The 16596-nt window shown below is 64.7% G+C and carries 15 protein-coding genes and 2 pseudogenes; 3 read left to right on the top strand and 14 right to left on the bottom strand.

Annotation, left to right across the window (positions count from 1 at the left end):
• Nucleotides 1-146: 146 nt before the first annotated feature.
• From pcaF to A8V01_RS02410, 3 genes and pseudogenes are all read right to left on the bottom strand, one after another.
• Nucleotides 147-1355, bottom strand: a complete 1209-nt coding sequence (gene pcaF / locus A8V01_RS02420) for a 3-oxoadipyl-CoA thiolase (protein ID WP_103094361.1) — start codon at nt 1353-1355, stop codon at nt 147-149.
• 11 nt (nt 1356-1366) lie between these two features.
• Nucleotides 1367-2017, bottom strand: a complete 651-nt coding sequence (locus A8V01_RS02415) for a 3-oxoacid CoA-transferase subunit B (protein ID WP_103094360.1) — start codon at nt 2015-2017, stop codon at nt 1367-1369.
• 15 nt (nt 2018-2032) lie between these two features.
• Nucleotides 2033-2718 (bottom strand): annotated as a pseudogene (locus tag A8V01_RS02410) (3-oxoacid CoA-transferase subunit A).
• Between the two features lie 107 nt (nt 2719-2825).
• On the opposite strand from A8V01_RS02410, the pseudogene A8V01_RS29615 reads away from it, so the two are divergent.
• The 3 genes and pseudogenes from A8V01_RS29615 to A8V01_RS02400 form a co-directional block, all read left to right on the top strand.
• Nucleotides 2826-3017: pseudogene (locus tag A8V01_RS29615) on the top strand (helix-turn-helix domain-containing protein); the annotation flags it as partial.
• A gap of 39 nt (nt 3018-3056) precedes the next feature.
• On the top strand, nt 3057-3608 hold the full coding sequence (locus A8V01_RS29510) for an IclR family transcriptional regulator domain-containing protein (protein ID WP_342747334.1): 552 nt from the start codon (nt 3057-3059) through the stop codon (nt 3606-3608).
• A 51-nt stretch (nt 3609-3659) separates the two neighbouring features.
• Entirely contained in the window at nt 3660-4583 is a 924-nt protein-coding gene (locus A8V01_RS02400) for a LysR family transcriptional regulator (RefSeq protein ID WP_103094359.1), read from the top strand.
• A 3-nt stretch (nt 4584-4586) separates the two neighbouring features.
• On the opposite strand, the gene A8V01_RS02395 is transcribed toward A8V01_RS02400, so the two are convergent.
• From A8V01_RS02395 to A8V01_RS02345, 11 genes are all read right to left on the bottom strand, one after another.
• On the bottom strand, nt 4587-5483 hold the full coding sequence (locus A8V01_RS02395; protein ID WP_211294937.1) for a LysR family transcriptional regulator: 897 nt from the start codon (nt 5481-5483) through the stop codon (nt 4587-4589).
• A gap of 22 nt (nt 5484-5505) precedes the next feature.
• Nucleotides 5506-6810, bottom strand: coding sequence for a carbohydrate porin (locus A8V01_RS02390; RefSeq protein WP_103094357.1), 1305 nt, complete (start codon nt 6808-6810; stop codon nt 5506-5508).
• Nucleotides 6811-6963: 153 nt separating this feature from the next.
• Nucleotides 6964-8025 (bottom strand): maleylacetate reductase, encoded by a 1062-nt coding sequence (locus A8V01_RS02385; RefSeq protein ID WP_103094356.1) that lies wholly within the window; start codon nt 8023-8025, stop codon nt 6964-6966.
• 58 nt (nt 8026-8083) lie between these two features.
• Entirely contained in the window at nt 8084-8410 is a 327-nt protein-coding gene (locus A8V01_RS02380; protein ID WP_103094355.1) for a Dabb family protein, read from the bottom strand.
• Between the two features lie 28 nt (nt 8411-8438).
• On the bottom strand, nt 8439-9653 hold the full coding sequence (mmsB, locus tag A8V01_RS02375; RefSeq protein ID WP_245892269.1) for a multiple monosaccharide ABC transporter permease: 1215 nt from the start codon (nt 9651-9653) through the stop codon (nt 8439-8441).
• Nucleotides 9654-9666: 13 nt separating this feature from the next.
• Nucleotides 9667-11256, bottom strand: coding sequence for a multiple monosaccharide ABC transporter ATP-binding protein (gene mmsA, locus A8V01_RS02370; protein WP_245892268.1), 1590 nt, complete (start codon nt 11254-11256; stop codon nt 9667-9669).
• A gap of 12 nt (nt 11257-11268) precedes the next feature.
• Nucleotides 11269-12348 (bottom strand): substrate-binding domain-containing protein, encoded by a 1080-nt coding sequence (locus tag A8V01_RS02365; RefSeq protein ID WP_211294936.1) that lies wholly within the window; start codon nt 12346-12348, stop codon nt 11269-11271.
• Nucleotides 12349-12408: 60 nt separating this feature from the next.
• On the bottom strand, nt 12409-13500 hold the full coding sequence (locus tag A8V01_RS02360) for a Gfo/Idh/MocA family protein (protein ID WP_103094352.1): 1092 nt from the start codon (nt 13498-13500) through the stop codon (nt 12409-12411).
• Between the two features lie 25 nt (nt 13501-13525).
• Nucleotides 13526-14521, bottom strand: coding sequence for an inositol 2-dehydrogenase (gene iolG, locus A8V01_RS02355; protein WP_103094351.1), 996 nt, complete (start codon nt 14519-14521; stop codon nt 13526-13528).
• 110 nt (nt 14522-14631) lie between these two features.
• Entirely contained in the window at nt 14632-15519 is an 888-nt protein-coding gene (locus tag A8V01_RS02350; protein ID WP_103094544.1) for a sugar phosphate isomerase/epimerase family protein, read from the bottom strand.
• Between the two features lie 68 nt (nt 15520-15587).
• On the bottom strand, nt 15588-16508 hold the full coding sequence (locus A8V01_RS02345; protein WP_103094350.1) for an intradiol ring-cleavage dioxygenase: 921 nt from the start codon (nt 16506-16508) through the stop codon (nt 15588-15590).
• Between the last annotated feature and the right edge of the window lie 88 nt (nt 16509-16596).

The following is a 16596-nucleotide window of genomic DNA, read 5'->3' as shown; positions in this document are numbered from 1 at the left end:
TCCTTCGGACGCGCCGGATCATGCATTGGTAGCATCCGGCGGCGATGAGGTGCGTTGGTTGACGTTAACGCTTACGCGATCGGCAGCTTGCCGACCGTCTGCGGGGGCGCCTAACCGGGCGCCCCCTGGTGGTCAAGGATAAAGGGTCAGACCCGCTCGACGGCCAGCGCAAGGCCGATGCCCACGCCGACGCACAGCGTGGCAAGGCCCCGCTTGCCGCCACTCTTCTCCAGTTGATGCACGAGCGTCAGCGCTAGACGTGCGCCCGACATGCCGAGCGGATGACCCAATGCAATCGCGCCGCCATTGGCGTTCACATGCGCCGCATCGTCGGGAAGGCCAAGTTCGCGCAGCGCCGCCAAGGACTGGCTGGCAAAAGCCTCGTTGAGTTCGATGGCGTCGAAGTCGGCGATCCCAAGGCCCAGCTTCGCGATCAGCTTGCGCGTCGCCGGCACCGGCCCGATGCCCATCACGCGCGGCTCGACGCCCGCCGATGCGAGTCCAAGGATACGCGCGCGCGGGGTCAGACCGTGGTCCTTTACCGCCGCCTCGCTGGCAACGATCATCGCCGCCGCGCCGTCGTTGATGCCCGAGGCATTGCCCGCTGTGACCGTACCGGCAGGGCCGAACAGCGGCTTAAGGCCGGACAGTGCCTCGATACTGCTATCCGCGCGTGGATGCTCGTCGAGGGTAATCTCTACCGTCTCGCCACGCTTGCGGCCCGGCACCGTCACCGCCACGATCTCTTCGCTATGGAATCCCGACGCCTGCGCCGCGGCAGTCCGATGCTGGCTGCGCAGCGCGAAGGCATCCTGATCGGCGCGACTGACACCGTAGTCCTCGGCCACGTTCTCGCCGGTGCGCGGCATCGTCTCCGTGCCGTAGGGCGCATCGAGCGCGGGGTTGACGAAGCGCCAGCCCATCGTGGTGTCCTCCAGTTTCTGGGCGCGGCCGAACGCGGTGTCGGACTTGCCCATCACGAAGGGCGCACGAGTCATGCTCTCGACGCCGCCGGCCAGCGCAAGGTCCATCTCACCGAGGCGGATCGCACGCGCGGCCTGCCCTACAGCCTCAAGGCCCGAGGCACAGAGCCGGTTGAGCGTCACGCCGGGAACGCCCGCAGGAAGCCCCGCCAGCAGCAGGCTCATGCGAGCGACGTTGCGGTTGTCTTCTCCCGACTGATTGGCGCAGCCATAGAAGACTTCCTCGATCGCGGCGGGGTCCAGCCCCGGGTTGCGCGCCAGCAGTGCCTTCATGGGCACCGCACCGAGATCGTCGGCGCGGATCCTTGCAAGACCGCCGCCGTAGCGGCCGATCGGTGTGCGCACAGCGTCGCAGATATAGGCTTCGTTCATGCCCCGTCTCCTCAGGCAGCCAGCGCGGCCGCGTCCAGCGGCAAGCCGGTACGCGCACGCGCCTCGTCAAGGCCGAAGCCGGGCACGAGATCGATCACGCCGGCACCGTGCGGGCCGACGCTGAATGTACCAAGGTCAGTGTAGACCCGCGAAATGCAGCCGATGCCAGTCAGCGGATAAGTGCAGTGCTCCACCAGCTTGCTCTCGCCCGACTTGGTGAAAAGTTCCCTCATCACGAAGATCTGCTTGGCGCCGATGGCAAGGTCCATCGCCCCACCGACCGCCGGTATGGCTCCCGGCGCACCGGTGTGCCAGTTGGCGATGTCGCCGCTGGCGGAGACCTGGAACGCACCCAGCACGCAGACGTCGAGGTGGCCGCCGCGCATCATCGCGAAGCTGTCAGCATGGTGGAAGAAGCACCCGCCTGCGAGCAGGGTCACCGGCTGCTTGCCGGCATTGATGAGTTCGGGGTCTTCCTCGCCCCGAGCGGGTGCCGGGCCCATGCCCAGCACGCCGTTCTCGCTCTGGAGGAAGATGTCCTTGTCGGCCGGCAGATAATTGGCGACCTTTGTCGGCAAACCGATACCCAGATTGACGTAAGCCCCTTCCGGGATATCGCGGGCGACACGGCGGGCCATGGCTTCGCGATCGAGACGTTCCATCGTTTTTCTCCCTTGTTACGCTGCGATCGCCACGGCAGGCGCGATCGATACTACGCACTGCACGAAGATGCCCGGCGTCACCACCGCTTCAGGATCGAGCGCGCCCAGCGCCACCACGTCCGCGACTTGTGCAATCGTAGTCTTCGCCGCCATCGCCATGATCGGGCCGAAGTTGCGCGCCGTCTTGCGATAAACCAGATTGCCCCAGCGATCGCCCTGCAATGCCTTGATCAGCGCGAAATCGGTATGGATAGGATATTCGAGCACATACATGCGCCCGTCGATCTCGCGCGTTTCCTTGCCCTCGCACAGAAGCGTGCCATAGCCCGTTGGCGTGAAGATCGCGCCCAACCCGGCCCCGGCCGCCTGGATACAGGCGGCAAGGTTGCCCTGCGGCACCAGTTCCAGTTCAATCTCGCTGGCTTGGTAAAGCGCGTCAAAGTGATGCGAATCCGCCTGCCTCGGGAAAGAGCAGACGATCTTGCGCACGCGCTTCTCCTTCATCAGCGCGGCAAGGCCGGTCTCTCCGTTGCCGGCGTTATTGCTGATGATGGTGAGGTCGCGCGCGCGCCGCGGTCGATCAGTGCGTCAATCAGTTCGTCAGGCATCCCGGCGGTACCGAACCCTCCGATCATGATGGACGCGCCATCGGTGATGTCGGCGACGGCGGCTGTGGCGGAAGCCACGCTCTTGTCGATCACGAAGACTCTCCAGTGCTTGTTTCGTTGGCCCTAGTTCCATCCACACTTTGTTTGCGCCAATCGATTAACGGAATATTGTCCGGTAATCGGTTATTATTGAGAGCGATATGGATCAGGTCATAATGGATGCACCTGGAGACCCGGAATTCATGAGTTCGCTGGCGCGCGGGTTAGCGGTTATGCGCTGCTTCGCCGAACAGGAGCGCCCGATGACGATTGCGTAGGCCAGCCGCCTCACCGGGCTCAGCCGCCCTGCGGTGCGGCGATGCCTGCTAACTTTGGCAAAGCTCGGCTATGCAGTGCAGGACGGCAGCAATTACGCGTTGCAGCCCAAGGTGATGTCGCTGGGCTATGCCTATCTTTCTTCGACGCCGCTGGCGCTGCGCGCACAGCCGCTGCTCGATCGCTTGCGTGATGAGCTCGGCGAGTCCTGTTCACTCGGCATCGTCGACGACGATCAGGTCTGTTACATCGCCCGCGCCGAAGTATCGCGCATCATGTCGATCGCGTTACGGGTGGGCAGCCGCCTGCCGCTCTACGCGACATCCATGGGCGGCGTGTTGCTCGCCGGCATGGCGCGCGAAGATCGGGCGGCGTATTTCCGCCGCACCGACCTCGTCGCCCGCACCGACCAGACTGAGACGGTGCCTGCGCGGCTTCAGACGCTCTGCGACAAAGTGGCGGAGGAAGGCTGCGCGATCATCGACCAGGAGCTCGAAACCGGGCTGCGCTCGGTCGCGGTGCCGGTATTCGGCATGACCGGACGGGTGGTTGCCGCGATCAATGTCGGTACGCAGGCCTCGCGCGTCTCGCTCGCCGACTTGCGCACGCAATACCTGCCGTCTTTGCGGCGATGCGCGAGGGAGTTGACGGCGACCGGTCTGGTGTAGTCACTAGAGGACAACAGAGAACAGAGAGAGGAACGCCGCGAGGCGCGAGCGATGGGTCAACTCGACAGCCTTATTGACATCCGCATCTTCGAGGCAGTGGCGCGCCTGCGCAGCATGTCGCTTGCCGCGCGTGACCTAGACCTGTCGGTCAATTACATTTCCAAGCACTTGAAGCGGCTGGAGGATCAGGTCGGCCACCGGCTGCTCAACCGCACGACGCGCCAGCTCAGCCTGACCGCCGAGGGGCAGGCCCTGTTCGACCAGGCGATCCCCATACTCGACGGTGCCGGACGCGCGGAAGAGGCGATGGACGGCCCCGGCGCCAAGCCGCGCGGCACCTTGCGCGTGACCTGCACCAACGGGCTTGGCCAGTGGCAGATCGCCCCGCGCCTTACCCGCTTTCTGGCACGCTATCCCGAAGTACAGGTACATCTGCTGGTGACCGACGAGATCGTCGACCTCGTCGCCGACGGCATCGACCTGGCGATCCGGCAGGCCGAGGGGGTGGATTCATCGATGATAACCCGGCGGCTGGTGCCCGATGCGCACTGGATCTGCGCCTCTCCCGATTACCTCGCGCAGTTCGGCACGCCGACGCAGCCCGAAGACCTCGCCGGTCATCGCTGTCTGGTGCAGGACAACGCCTCACGCGATAGCTGGACGCTGTCGGACGGCAAGGAGACGCGGCGGGTGAAAGTCCCTGTGGCGCTGCTCAGCCGCAGCGGTGCGGTGACCCATGCCGCCGCGCTGGCCGGTGTCGGCCTTGCCAAGCTGTCGGCGTGGGAACTGCTCGACGACGTGGCGGCGGGGCGGCTGGTGCGCGTCCTCCCGCAGTGGAAGGGCGCGCCGCATTCGATCCAGATCGTCTATCCCGCGCGCGACTGGCAGCCCCGGCGGCTCAAGGCCTTCGTCGACTTCATCCAGAACGAATTCCACGCGACGCTAGCGCAACTGGGGGATGGCTTCACGTTCTGACCGTCACTGCGTCCACAGCCGGGTATAGTCGTTGGCACGGAACCGTTCGACCAGCGCCTCGACGAAGACGCGCACCTTGCTCGGCATGAAGGCCCGGGTCTGGAAGGCGATGTTCATCGTCAGGCGCGGCAGGTCCCAGTCGCTCAGCAGCGGCACCAGGCTGCCCGCCCCGATCGCCTCATGGATGATGTATTGCGGTTGCACGAGGATGCCCATGTCGTCGAACGCAGCCTTGAGCACCACTTGCCCGTCGTTGGTGGAGATGAACGGCTTGACCTTGAAGGTCTGCAGCTTGCCGTCCTTGCGGAACGGCAGTTCGGTGGGGTTCACCGCATAATCGTAGATGAGCAGGCGATGGTCCTTGAGATCAGAGGGCACCTGCGGCTGCCCGAACCGTTCGAGATAGCCGGGCGAAGCCGCAAGGATGCGCCTGGTCTCGGCCAGCTTGCGGATGGTGATCGCACTGTCCGCCTCGAACGGACGGGTGCGGATCGCCACGTCCACGCTGTTGTCGATGATGTCGAGGTAACGGTTGGCGGCGATCACGTCGATCGTGATGTCCGGATAGCGCGCGGTGAATTCGGGCAGCATCGGCTCGATGTGGAGCAGGCAGAACGACAGCGAGGCCGTCACCCGCAGCAGGCCGGTGGGCTGGACGGTGGTGTCCTGGATCGCCGATTCCGCCTCGCGCAGGTCGGACAGGATCGCCCGGCAACGACGCTGGAACTCCTGCCCCGCCTCGGTCACGAACAGCTGGCGGGTCGAGCGCTGGATCAGCCGCACGCCCAGCCGTTCCTCAAGGTTCAGGAGGTGGCGGCTGGCAGCCGAGACCGAGATATTGAGCTTCTCGGCCGCCCGGCTGATGCTGCCCGCGTCGGTCACCGCGACGAACAGCTCCATCTCCTTGAACTGGTCCATGGGATCAGAGCGACACGACGATGCGGCTGCCGACGATCAGCACGTCGTCGCGCTGGTCGATCCCGCCGGGACTGTGGATCCACTGCACGTCCGGACGCACCATCAGATGCTTGCCGAACTGGAAGCTGTAATAGGCCTCGATCGTGCGTTCGGTGCCGCCCGGCAGCAGGCTGTCCTCGCCCAGTGCCAGGCTTTCGGCCCGATAGCGCGCGATGCGGTCGTTGAGATGGTTGAAGGCGATGCCAAGCCCGATGTCGTCGGCCGGGCGCCCCTTGAACGGGCCGGTGTAGACCAGTGTGCCGACCAATGTGCGATCGACCCTGCTCGTCTGCACGTCGGCGATCGAGCCCTTGACGATGGCGCGCAGCCCGCTCTTGGGGCTGGTGCCGTCGCCGCGCGTGATCTGGCGCACCGCACTGAAGAACGCGCCCCAGGCGCCCGAACGCTCGCCGAAGGGCTGACCGGTGACCGAGGCGGGATTGCCGTCGATATCGTAATAGACGTCCTTGCGGTCGGCGCTGCTGTACCAGCCGCCGATCTTGTATTCGCCGATCAGGCCCGAGGCGCTCGTCGGGGTCCAGCCGAACTCGAACGGGGTGAGTACCCCGGTGCCGCCCTTGGGGCTCAGCACCACGAGGAAATCGCCGCGCAGGTTGCGCGGGTTGACCTGATAGGCACCGGCCTTGACGTACTTGTCGCCGCCCAGATTAACCTGCGCCGCGACGCCCCATTGGCTGATCGGCCAGTTGTACCAGTAGTCGGCCACGAAGTTACCCGCCTGATTGGCGCAGAACGACAGGTTGTTGAAGCTGCACTCGGTCGCCTGGAAATCCTCGCCGGGAGCGAGACGGCCAATCCGCAAGGCCACCTTGCCGTTGGCCAGCGACTGGTCAAGCCAGAACTGGGTCAGGCGCAGATAGTGGCCGCGACCGAAGATTTCCTGCGGTCCGAACAGGGCCGAAACACCGGACTCGTCATTAATGTTGTCGCCGTCGCGGTAGGCCAGGCTGGCGCGCAGCTTGGCGCCCTGCCAGCCCACCAGCTTTTCCATGTCGAAATCAGTGATCAGCGCGATCTGCCCGGAATGGATAAGATCTTTGCTGTCGGCGCCCGATATCGCCGCAAGATCCTCTGAGCGATAGTTGAGGTCGAACTTGACGCCGTCCTCTTCAAGCCCTGTTCGCCAGCTAGCGTCCTCTTCGGCCTTGGTCTGTGCCGCTAGGGGCGTTGCCAGCAGCAGGGTGGTCAACGTACCCAGCAGAGCGATCAATCGACTGCGGGGCTTACGGTTGATGCTTATGGTGTTCATGCCCTCTCCCTATTCATGCGTTGATCGGGCGCCATTTCTTTGCGGGCGCTCATTTGGAAAATGACAATTGCTCTCGCCGCAAGGACCGCATGTCCTTGACGTTGCAGCAGATTGCCGTTCGGTGGTGGCCGGCCCTCGCGGGCCGGCGTCAGGTCACGCCGCGGGCGGCGCGCCTTCCCAGGCCCGCTGGAGCAGCGCACGCAGCGGCGCGGCTTCGATCGGACGCGGATTCCAGTACGGGTTCGACAGTGCGATCTCGCAGGCCTTGTCGAGATCCTTCTCCTCGACGCCGAGATCCTTCAGCGCGGTCGGCGCTCCCAGTTGCTTCGCCAGTTCGTGCAGGCCGAGCGGACCGTCCTCGGCGCCGATGGCACGGGCGATGCGCGCCATCGCCTCGGGCGCGGCCGGGGCGTTGTAGGCTAGCGCATGCGGCAGCACGATCGTGTGGGTCTCTGCATGCGGCAGATTGAAGCTGCCGCCCAGCGTGTGGCAAAGCTTGTGGTGCAGCGCCATGCCGACATGGCCGAGCACGGTGCCGCACAGCCACGCGCCATAGAGGCAGTCACCGCGCGCCTCGGCATCGTCGGCGGTCACGACAATGCCCTTCATGCCCTTGGCCAGGGCACGGATGCCTTCTTCGGCCAGCAGCGACATCACCGGGTTGCCGTCCCTGGCATAAAGCCCCTCGGCGGCGTGGGCGATGGCATTCATGCCGCTGACGATCGACATGCCGACCGGCAGCGTGGACGAAAGGTCCGGATCGTACAGCACCGTCTTGGGCAACACTGCCGGATCCTTGCCGGTGCGCTTCACGCCGTTCTCGGTGATGCCGTAAACCGGGGTCATCTCGGAACCCGCATACGTGGTCGGGATGGCGATGATCGGAAGCGGCGATTCCATCGCGATCGCCTTGCCCAGCCCCACGGTGGAGCCGCCGCCGATCGCGATGCAGCAGTCCGCGCCGACCTCAGCCGCATGCTCGCGGGCCTTGCGGGCATTCTCGATCGGCACGTGCATCTGCGCGCCGTCGAACACGCCTGCGCTCAGCGGGCCGAGCAGCTTGGCCACTGCTTCGGCCTGATCACGCTGGGGCGGGGTGCAGAGTACCAACGCCCGGCTGCAGCCCAGCGCTTCGACCTCGCTGGCGACCGAAGCAAGGCTTCCCTTGGCGAACACGACCCGCGAGGGCTGGGCGACATACGTGAAATCGAGCATGATCTGTTACCTGTAGTTGCGATCGGAGAGTGTCAGAGGGCGCTGTCCGAAGAAGCGGTCAGAAAACGGCAGCCAGAGCCGGTGCCGGCACGGCATAGTCGACCTGATGGCGGGCGGTCCGCAGATCGCCCAGTTCCGCCTTCACCCGCAGGTGTTCCGGGTGCTCGGCATAGGCATCGAGCGCGGCCTGGTCCTCGAACTCGGTGTAGAGGACGACGTCGCAGGCGTAGTCGATGCGGCTGGTGTCGATGCCGACTTCAAGGTGCAGCAGCCCGGGGATAGCCGAAGCGATCCCCTCGAAGCAGGATTTCACGAAGGCCGCGCCGTGGGCGCGCTCCTCCACGCTGTCACCTCGGACGTTCCACATGACGATGTGCTTGATCATAGCGTTCTCCGGGGTGAAGGGACGGCGCTCAGGCCGTCCGGTTCTTCTGGTAGATGTCGATGAATACGGCGGCGAGCAGCACCAGGCCCTTGATCATCTGCTGGTAGTCGACCCCCAGCCCCATGATCGACATGCCGTTGTTGAGCACGCCCATGATGAAGGCGCCGATGACCACGCCCAGCACCTTGCCCGCACCGCCCGATGCCGAAGCACCGCCGATGAAGACCGCCGCGATGACGTCCAGCTCGAAGCCGGTGCCGGCGCGCGGGGTGGCGCTGTTGAGGCGCGCGGCGAAGATCAGGCCCGCGACGGCGGCCAGCACGCCCATGTTGACGAAGGTGATGAACGTGATGCGCGCGGTGTTGACGCCCGACAGGCGGGCCGCCTTGAGATTACCGCCCACCGCATAGATGCGGCGGCCGAGCACGGTGCGGTTCATCACGAAAGTATAGGCGGCGACGAGCACGGCCATGATCGCGACGACGGTGGGAATGCCGCGATAGCTCGCCAGCATGTAGCAGAACGCCAGCATCAGCGCGCTGATCGCACCGACCCGCAGCGCGAAGACCGGGACCGAAGGCACCGAGGCCCCGCGCGATGCCGAGCGGGCACGGGCGCGCGTCTCGACGGTGACGAAGGCAGCGGCAAGCACGGCGCCGATCAGCAGCGAGAGCAGATGCACGCCCGAGGCCGCAAAGGGATCGGGCAGGAAGCCCGAGCTGATCGCAGTGAAGCTTTCCGGGAATGGCCCGACCGAGGCGCCGTCCGAGATGGCGATGGTGATGCCGCGGAACACCAGCATGCCCGCCAGCGTCACGATGAACGAAGGCATGCGCCAGTAGGCCACCCAGTAACCCTGCATCGCGCCGACGACGGCACCGGCGACAAGGCAGACGATGGTGGCAGTAACCGGATCGACCGCATGCGTTACGATCAGCCACCCCGCCAGCGCCCCGATCACGCCGACCACGGAGCCGACCGAAAGGTCGATATGGCCGCAGACGATGACCATCAGCATGCCCAGCGCCATGATGACGACATAGCTGTTCTGGAGCAGCAGGTTGGTGATGTTGAGCGGCTGCAGCAGCACGCCGTCGGTGGTGATCTGGAAGAACGCGACGATCAGCACGAGCGCCGCGAGCAGGCCGTATTCGCTCATCGCGCGGCGCAGCGTGGCCATCATGTCCGGCCGGGGCGCGTCCTGCGCCTCCGGCATCTTCGTGGATTGAAATGCAGTTGCCATTGGACCTCTCCCCTCAGGCGCCGATCGACTGGTTGTTCTGAATGGCGCGCATGATCTTTTCCTGTGACGCTTCCGCTCCGGCGAATTCGCCGACGAAGCGCCCTTCGTTCATCACGTAGATGCGATCGCAGGTGCCCAGCAGTTCGGGCATCTCCGAAGAGATCATCACGACGCACTTTCCGGCCGCGACGAAATCATTGACGATCTTGTAGATCTCGTACTTGGCGCCGACGTCGATACCGCGTGTCGGCTCGTCGAGGATCAGGACTTCGGGATCGGTGAACAGCCATTTGCTGAGCACCACCTTCTGCTGGTTGCCGCCCGACAGCGTGCCCACCTTCTGCAGTACGTCATGGCTCCGGGTGCGCATCTTGCGGCAGTATTCGGCCGCCGTGTCGAACACCGCGAAGGCGTCGACGACGAAGCCCCACTTCGACACCTTGCCCAGGTTCGCAAGCACGGTGTTGCGCGCGATGCTTTCTTCCAGCACCAGCCCGGCGCCCTTGCGGTCCTCGGTCACGTAGGCAAGCCCGCTGTCGATGGCCTTGGCGACGGTGGGGGTGTCGATCACCCGCCCATCGAGGCTGACTTCGCCCGAGACGTACTTGCCGTGCAGCCGCCCGAACAGGCTGAGCGCGAGTTCGGTGCGCCCGGCCCCCATGAGGCCGGAGATGCCGACGATCTCGCCGCGCCGCACATTGAAGCTGACGTTGCGGATGACATCGCGCCCGGCATGCTGCGGATCCGCGACCTGCCAGTCCTTCACCGCGAAGCGCACTTCGCCGATCTTCGGATCGCGCGCCGGGTAGCGGTCCGACAACTCGCGCCCGACCATGGCGGTGACGATGCGGTCCTCGTCCACTTCATGGTCGGCGCAGTCGATCACGTCGACGGTGGCCCCGTCGCGGATGATCGTCACCGCATCGGCGACGCGGCGGATCTCGTTCAGCTTGTGCGAGATGATGATCGAGGTGACCCCCTTCGCCTTGAATTCCAGCATCAGTTCGAGCAGGCGATCGGAATCGCGCTCGTTGAGGCTGGCGGTCGGCTCGTCGAGGATCATCAGCCGCACGTCCTTGGCGAGCGCCTTGGCGATCTCCACCAGTTGCTGCTTGCCGATGCCCAGATCGCCCACCGGCGTGCGCGGGTCTTCGGTGAGGCCGACGCGATCGAGCAGGGTACGGGCACGGTCATGCGCCTCCTCCCAGTCGATCACGCCGCCCCGGGCGATCTCGTTGCCGAGGAACAGGTTCTCGGTGATCGAGAGCAGCGGGGCGAGCGCCAGTTCCTGGTGAATGATGCAGATGCCCGCCTTCTCGCTGTCGCGCAGCGAGTGGAAGTGACGTTCCTCACCGTCGAAGCGGATGGTGCCGCCATGGCTGCCGTGCGGATAGACGCCGCTCAGGATGTTCATGAGCGTCGACTTGCCCGCGCCGTTCTCGCCGCAGATCGCGTGAATGTCGCCGTGGCGCACGACCAGATTGACATCGCGGATCGCCTGGACCGGGCCGAAGTTCTTGCTGATGCCCGCCATCTCGAGGATGAATTCGGACTGCCGGGCGGCGAGCAGGATGGCGTCCTGCATGAGCGTTTCGTCAAGCATGTGGCCTCCTCCTCACTTCTCGATCTGCTGGGCGGTGTAGAACTTGCCCTTGGTCACGAGCTTCTCGCGCCAGTTGCTCTTGTCGATGAGCTGGGGCTGTAGCAGCAGCGAGGGCAGCACTTTCGCGCCGTTGTCGTAGGACTTGGTGTCGTTGACGGTGACCGGCCGCCCGCTGAGCTTCGCGTCCATCATCTGCGCGGCGGCATTGGCCAGCGCGCGGGTGTCCTTGAAGATCGTGGATGTCTGGTCGCCGCGCACGATCGACTTGACGTTGGGCACTTCGGCATCCTGCCCGGTGATCACCGGCATCGCCGTTCCGCCCGAGCCATAGCCTACGCTCTTGAGCGAGGAGACGACGCCAGTGGCGATCGAGTCGTTCATCGCCAGCACCGCGTCGAGGTGGTCCTTGCCGTAGAACGCGCTCAGCAGGTTATCCATGCGCGCCTGCGCGGTGGCGCCGTCCCAGTTCGCGGTGGCGGTCTGGTTGAGGCTCACCTGATGGCTGCGCACCACCAGCTTGCCGCTGTCGATGTACGGCTTGAGCTGCGACATGACGCCCGCGTAGACGACATGCGCGTTGTTATCGTCGAGCGCGCCGGAAAAGATTTCCAGGTTGAACGGGCCCTTGCCCTGCTTCAGCCCCAGCTTGTCGACGATGTCCTTGCCTTGCAGCACGCCGGTCTGGCGATTGTCGAAGGTCACGTAGTAATCGACGTCGGGCGTGCCGCGGATCAGGCGGTCATAGGAGATGACCGGGATGCCTTGCTCATGCGCCTGCTTGAGCGCGTTGACCATCGTGGTGCCGTCGATCGGCGCGATGATCAGGCCGCGCACTTTCTTGGCGACGAGGTTCTCGACCTGCGAAAGCTGCACCGGCACGTCGTACTGCGCGTACTGGATATCGACGTCATAGCCCATGGCCTTGAGAGCCTTGACCATGTTGTTGCCGTCCGACACCCAGCGCGCTTCGGTCTTGCTGGTCAGCGTAATGCCGATCGTGCCTTTCGGAGACTTGTGCTCGTTGCAGCCGGTCAGCGCGACGGATAGCACCGTCAACGCCATCGCGGCTGCCGCAATCCTCCTTTTTCTCACCACTCTTCCCCTTATTTCTTGTCGTTATATCGTTTGGTATTCCTGCGCTGCGCCCCCGGTTCAGGGGGTCAGCAGCACCTCGGAACCCTTCTGGGCCGAGGATTCGAACAGCGCTTCCAGAATGAGATTGATGTTGTGCGCCTGCGTCGCGGGCACGTTCGAAGGCGCACCGGTGCACAGCGAGTTGACGAATTTCTCGGCCTCGCGATCGAAATAGACCGGGTTGCCGATCTCGGCGAGTTCGGGCGAATAGACCGTCTTGCGCACCGCCCAGATCTCAGGAAAGCTGGTCTCGTTCCATTCGGTCCAGCCCTCCTGATAGCCGTTCCTGCCGCTGTCGTAGATCTTGTACGATGCGGGCAGCGGGCGCGAGGACATGACGCCCTCGGTGCCGTAGGCGGTCATGTCCCAGTTCTCGGTCCAGGGCAGCGGATCCCACGACATGAAATCGAGCGTTATGATCTTGTCGTCGTAATTGAGCACCGCGCCCGCGGCATCCTCGCGCGCGGTCTCGTCCATCTGCCCGGCGAACTTGGTGACGCGCGCGTTGACCGAATTAGGCATACCGAAGTGCAGCAGCAGGCGGTCGATGGTGTGGCAGCCGATGACATAGAGCGCGCCGCCGATGTCGCCGGGCTGCTTCATGTGGCTGGTGCCCGCCTCGTCATGCGAGCACCCGGCATGGGCGCGCACCTGCAGCACCTTGCCGAGACGGCCCGACTGCAGCACTTCCTGCATCTTGTCGACCGAAGGCGCATAGCGCCAGCAGTAGCCGACCTGGAACAGACCGCCGGTTTCCTCGACCGCCTCGACCAGACGGATGGTGTCCATCGAGCCGCGCCCGGCGGGCTTTTCGCACAATACGGCCTTGCCTGCCTTCAGCGCCTCGATCGCCCATTCGGCCATCAGGTAGCTCTTGGGGTGGATCAGGACGGCGTGAACTTCGGGATCGGCGAGGATTTCCTCCTTGGTGCGCGCTTCGAGGCCCAGCGCCTCGCAGAACGGATCGAGCAGCGGGCTGTCGTCATAGGCCCCCTTCATCACCGCTCCGGTCATGCGCTGGAACGCCTTGACGCGGCCGGAGGTGTGCGGGTGGGTGATGCCGAGGCAGGCGACGCCGATGGTGGGCTCGGTTCCGATTGCGTAAGTCACTGGGCTTCTCTCTCGATTGGGGGGATCAGAGGCGAACGGTCTGGCCGGTGCGGACAGACTCGATCGCGGCTTCGGCCAGCGCGAGGGCCTTCAGGCCGTCCTCGACGCTGGTGGGCAGCGGCTTGCCTTCGACGAGCGCGGTGATGAAGGCGTCCAGTTCCGAGGCGTATGCCTGGGCGTAGCGCTGCAGGAAGAAGTTCAGCAGCGGCTCCTGTGCCTCGGTGATGTCCGCAGTCCAGCGGCGCACGGTGGTCGGGCGCAGGTTGTCGTGCTGGAGCATGCCGGTGGCACCGAACACCTCGACGCGCTGGTCGTAGCCGTAGACGGCCTCGCGGCAGTTGTTGATGTGACACTGCTTGCCGCTGGCGGTCTTGAGCGTGACCATCACGGTGTCGTAGTCGTCGTACTTCGCGGTCAGCGCTTCATCGACGATGCGGCTGGCGGTGGCGCTGACTTCGACCGGTTCCTCGCCCAGCATGAAGCGCGCCATGTCGAGATCGTGGATGGTCATGTCGCGGAAGATACCGCCCGACGACTTGACGTAGTCTTCCGGCGGCAGGCCGGGATCGCGGCTGGAGATGATGACCTGACGCACTTCGCCGATCTCGCCCGCCTCGATGGCCTTGCGGATGGCGGCGAAGCTGGTCTCGAAGCGGCGATTGAAGGCCATCATGACCTTGCCGCCCTTGGCCTTGACGTCGTCGACCACCGCCTGGCTGCGTTCCATACCGGCATCGATCGGCTTCTCGCACATCACCGCCTTGCCCTTGGCGACGGCGTGGAGCAGCAGGTCGGCGTGGTTGTCCGAAGGCGTGCCGATGACGATCGCGTCGACGTCGTCACGGTCGATCGCGGCGATCGGATCGTTCATCGCCTCGGCGCCCAGCGCCTCGGCCAGCGGATCGACGGCGGCAGCGACCGGGTCGGCGATCGCAATCAGCTTCGCATTGGGGTGCGCGGCGACATTGGTGGAATGGATGCGGCCGATACGGCCGGCACCGAGAACTGCGATACGAAGCATTTCCAACTCCCAGTGTGGAATTCGGTATTGAGATAAAAGGAGAATTCGCCCGCCGCCGGAGGTTGAGAGGTAAGAGAGACTCTCCGGCGGCGGACGATACCTGACCTCGATCAGGCGGTAACGGATTGCGGGAAGGTGACGGTCTCGAACTGCGCCATCGTCGTGTCGAAAGCACGGCGGGCGGCATCTTCGAGCGACAGCTTGCGGTGCTCTGCAGAGATCACCTCGACGCCCCAGTAGCCGGTGTAACCGACATCGAGGATCGCCTGGATCTGTGCCGGAATATCGATCACGCCCTCACCGCACAGACGGCGGTAGTGGGTGGAATCATTGAAGAAGCTATCGACAACTTCCGGACCGGCATCGTCGAGTTCCACCGCCTTGAGCAGATGCGGCGGAATCTTGCGGATGTCCTCGGCGGTCATGCCGCCGCGATCGATGTGCCAGTTGTCCACCAGCATGCCGCCGTTAGTGATGCCGGCGATGTCGGTCATCGCGATCGCGCGGTCGATGGTGTTGATCTGCGCGAAGGGCAGGAACTCGACGACGAGGTCGATGCCGAGCGGCGCCGCGCGCTCGCACAGCTTGCCGAACGCATCGCGCATCATCGGAATGTCCGGCTCGCCCTCTTCAAGGACGCCGCCGCCCAGCTTGATCTTCTTCGCATCGAGCTTGGAGCACAGGTCCAGCATCTCGCTGAACGCGGTCTCGGCGGCGATGCCGCGCGCGTCGGTGTGCTGCCACTCGACCAGGAATTCGAGCTCGACGTGGCGGATGCCGTTGTCAGCGAAGATGCTGCGCACGTCCGCCAGGCCGATCTGCTGGATCGTCGCCTTCATGTCGGCGAGAACGAAGCCCATGCCCTTCCAGCCGGTGCGGCCGCACGCCTCGGCACGGTCACGCAGCGGGAACGGGCTGATTTCGCTGCCGTCGCCGGGGAAGGTGTTGCCGGCGACCGTCCAGTACGACGCGCACAGCTCGATATCCTTAATGTTCATGATAGCATCCATCTCAGTTGTATGAAGTCTGCGCGCCCGCTTGAGACGGGTCGCGCGCCGCGCCTGGCTTACTTCGCCGGAGCGAGCACGAAGTCCCATTCGACCAGCAGGAACGGATTGGGCATCCCGTATTCCGCCGCCATCTGCGGGTCGTCGATTTCCTGGAATTCGGCCACCAGCTCTCGCTTCACGCCGAACACCGCGTCCTGCTGCATGTACGGGCAGTCAGGCGTGAAGATGTGGGTGATGACCTGCTGGAAACCCTGCGCCTCGACGATGAAATGCAGGTGCGCCGCGCGGTTGGGATGGCGATCCACCGCCTTGAGCAGCTTGCCGACCGGTCCGTCGTAGGGGATCGGATAGAAGCGCGGCTTGACGGTCTGGAACCAGTACCGCCCGTCAGCCTCCGAGGTGAACAGCCCGCGCAGGTTGTAGTCGGGCTGCACACCCTTCTGCTGCACGTCGTAAAAACCATCGTCGTTGGTCTGCCACACGTCCAGCGTGGCGCCGGCGATCGGATTGCCTTCGATGTCCGACACGCGGCCGCGCACCAGCGTCGGCAGGCCCTTGTGGTCTAGGCAGATGTTGGCGCCGTTGGCATAACGCGGCGCGCCCTCGACGTAGAACGGGCCGAGAATGGTATTGGGAGTCGCGCCACTCGGACGGCGGTGGTTGATGGCGTCGACAAGCATGGTCACGCCCAGCACGTCGGAAAGCAGGATGTATTCCTGGCGCCAGTCTGAGCAGATCTGCCCGGTCTTAGTCAGGAACTCGATCGCAGCGAACCATTCCTCGTGCGTCGGCTCGACTTCCTTGACCGCCGCGTGAAGGTGGCGCGTGATCGCGCCCAGCACTTCGCGAAGTCTGGGGTTGGCTGCATCGCCCATGCGTGAATTGACGATTTCGGCAGAGCCTTCCTCGACGAAATAGCTTCCGTCGATTTCCGGCTTGTCAGCCTGGAAGGACTTCTCGGGAACGTGTGCGACCATCTTGTCCTCTCTCACAAGATCGACGCTGACATTAAGCAGCCAGCGTCAGCTTGATGGGGACACACTACGAGTGTTGGGCAGGCCGGAT

Origin of the sequence: Novosphingobium guangzhouense (assembly GCF_002896965.1) — a bacterium.
Taxonomy (GTDB): Bacteria; Pseudomonadota; Alphaproteobacteria; order Sphingomonadales; family Sphingomonadaceae; genus Novosphingobium; species Novosphingobium guangzhouense.
The sequence above is the reverse complement of the archived record's forward strand: the minus strand, read 5'-3'. Positions and strand labels throughout refer to the sequence as shown.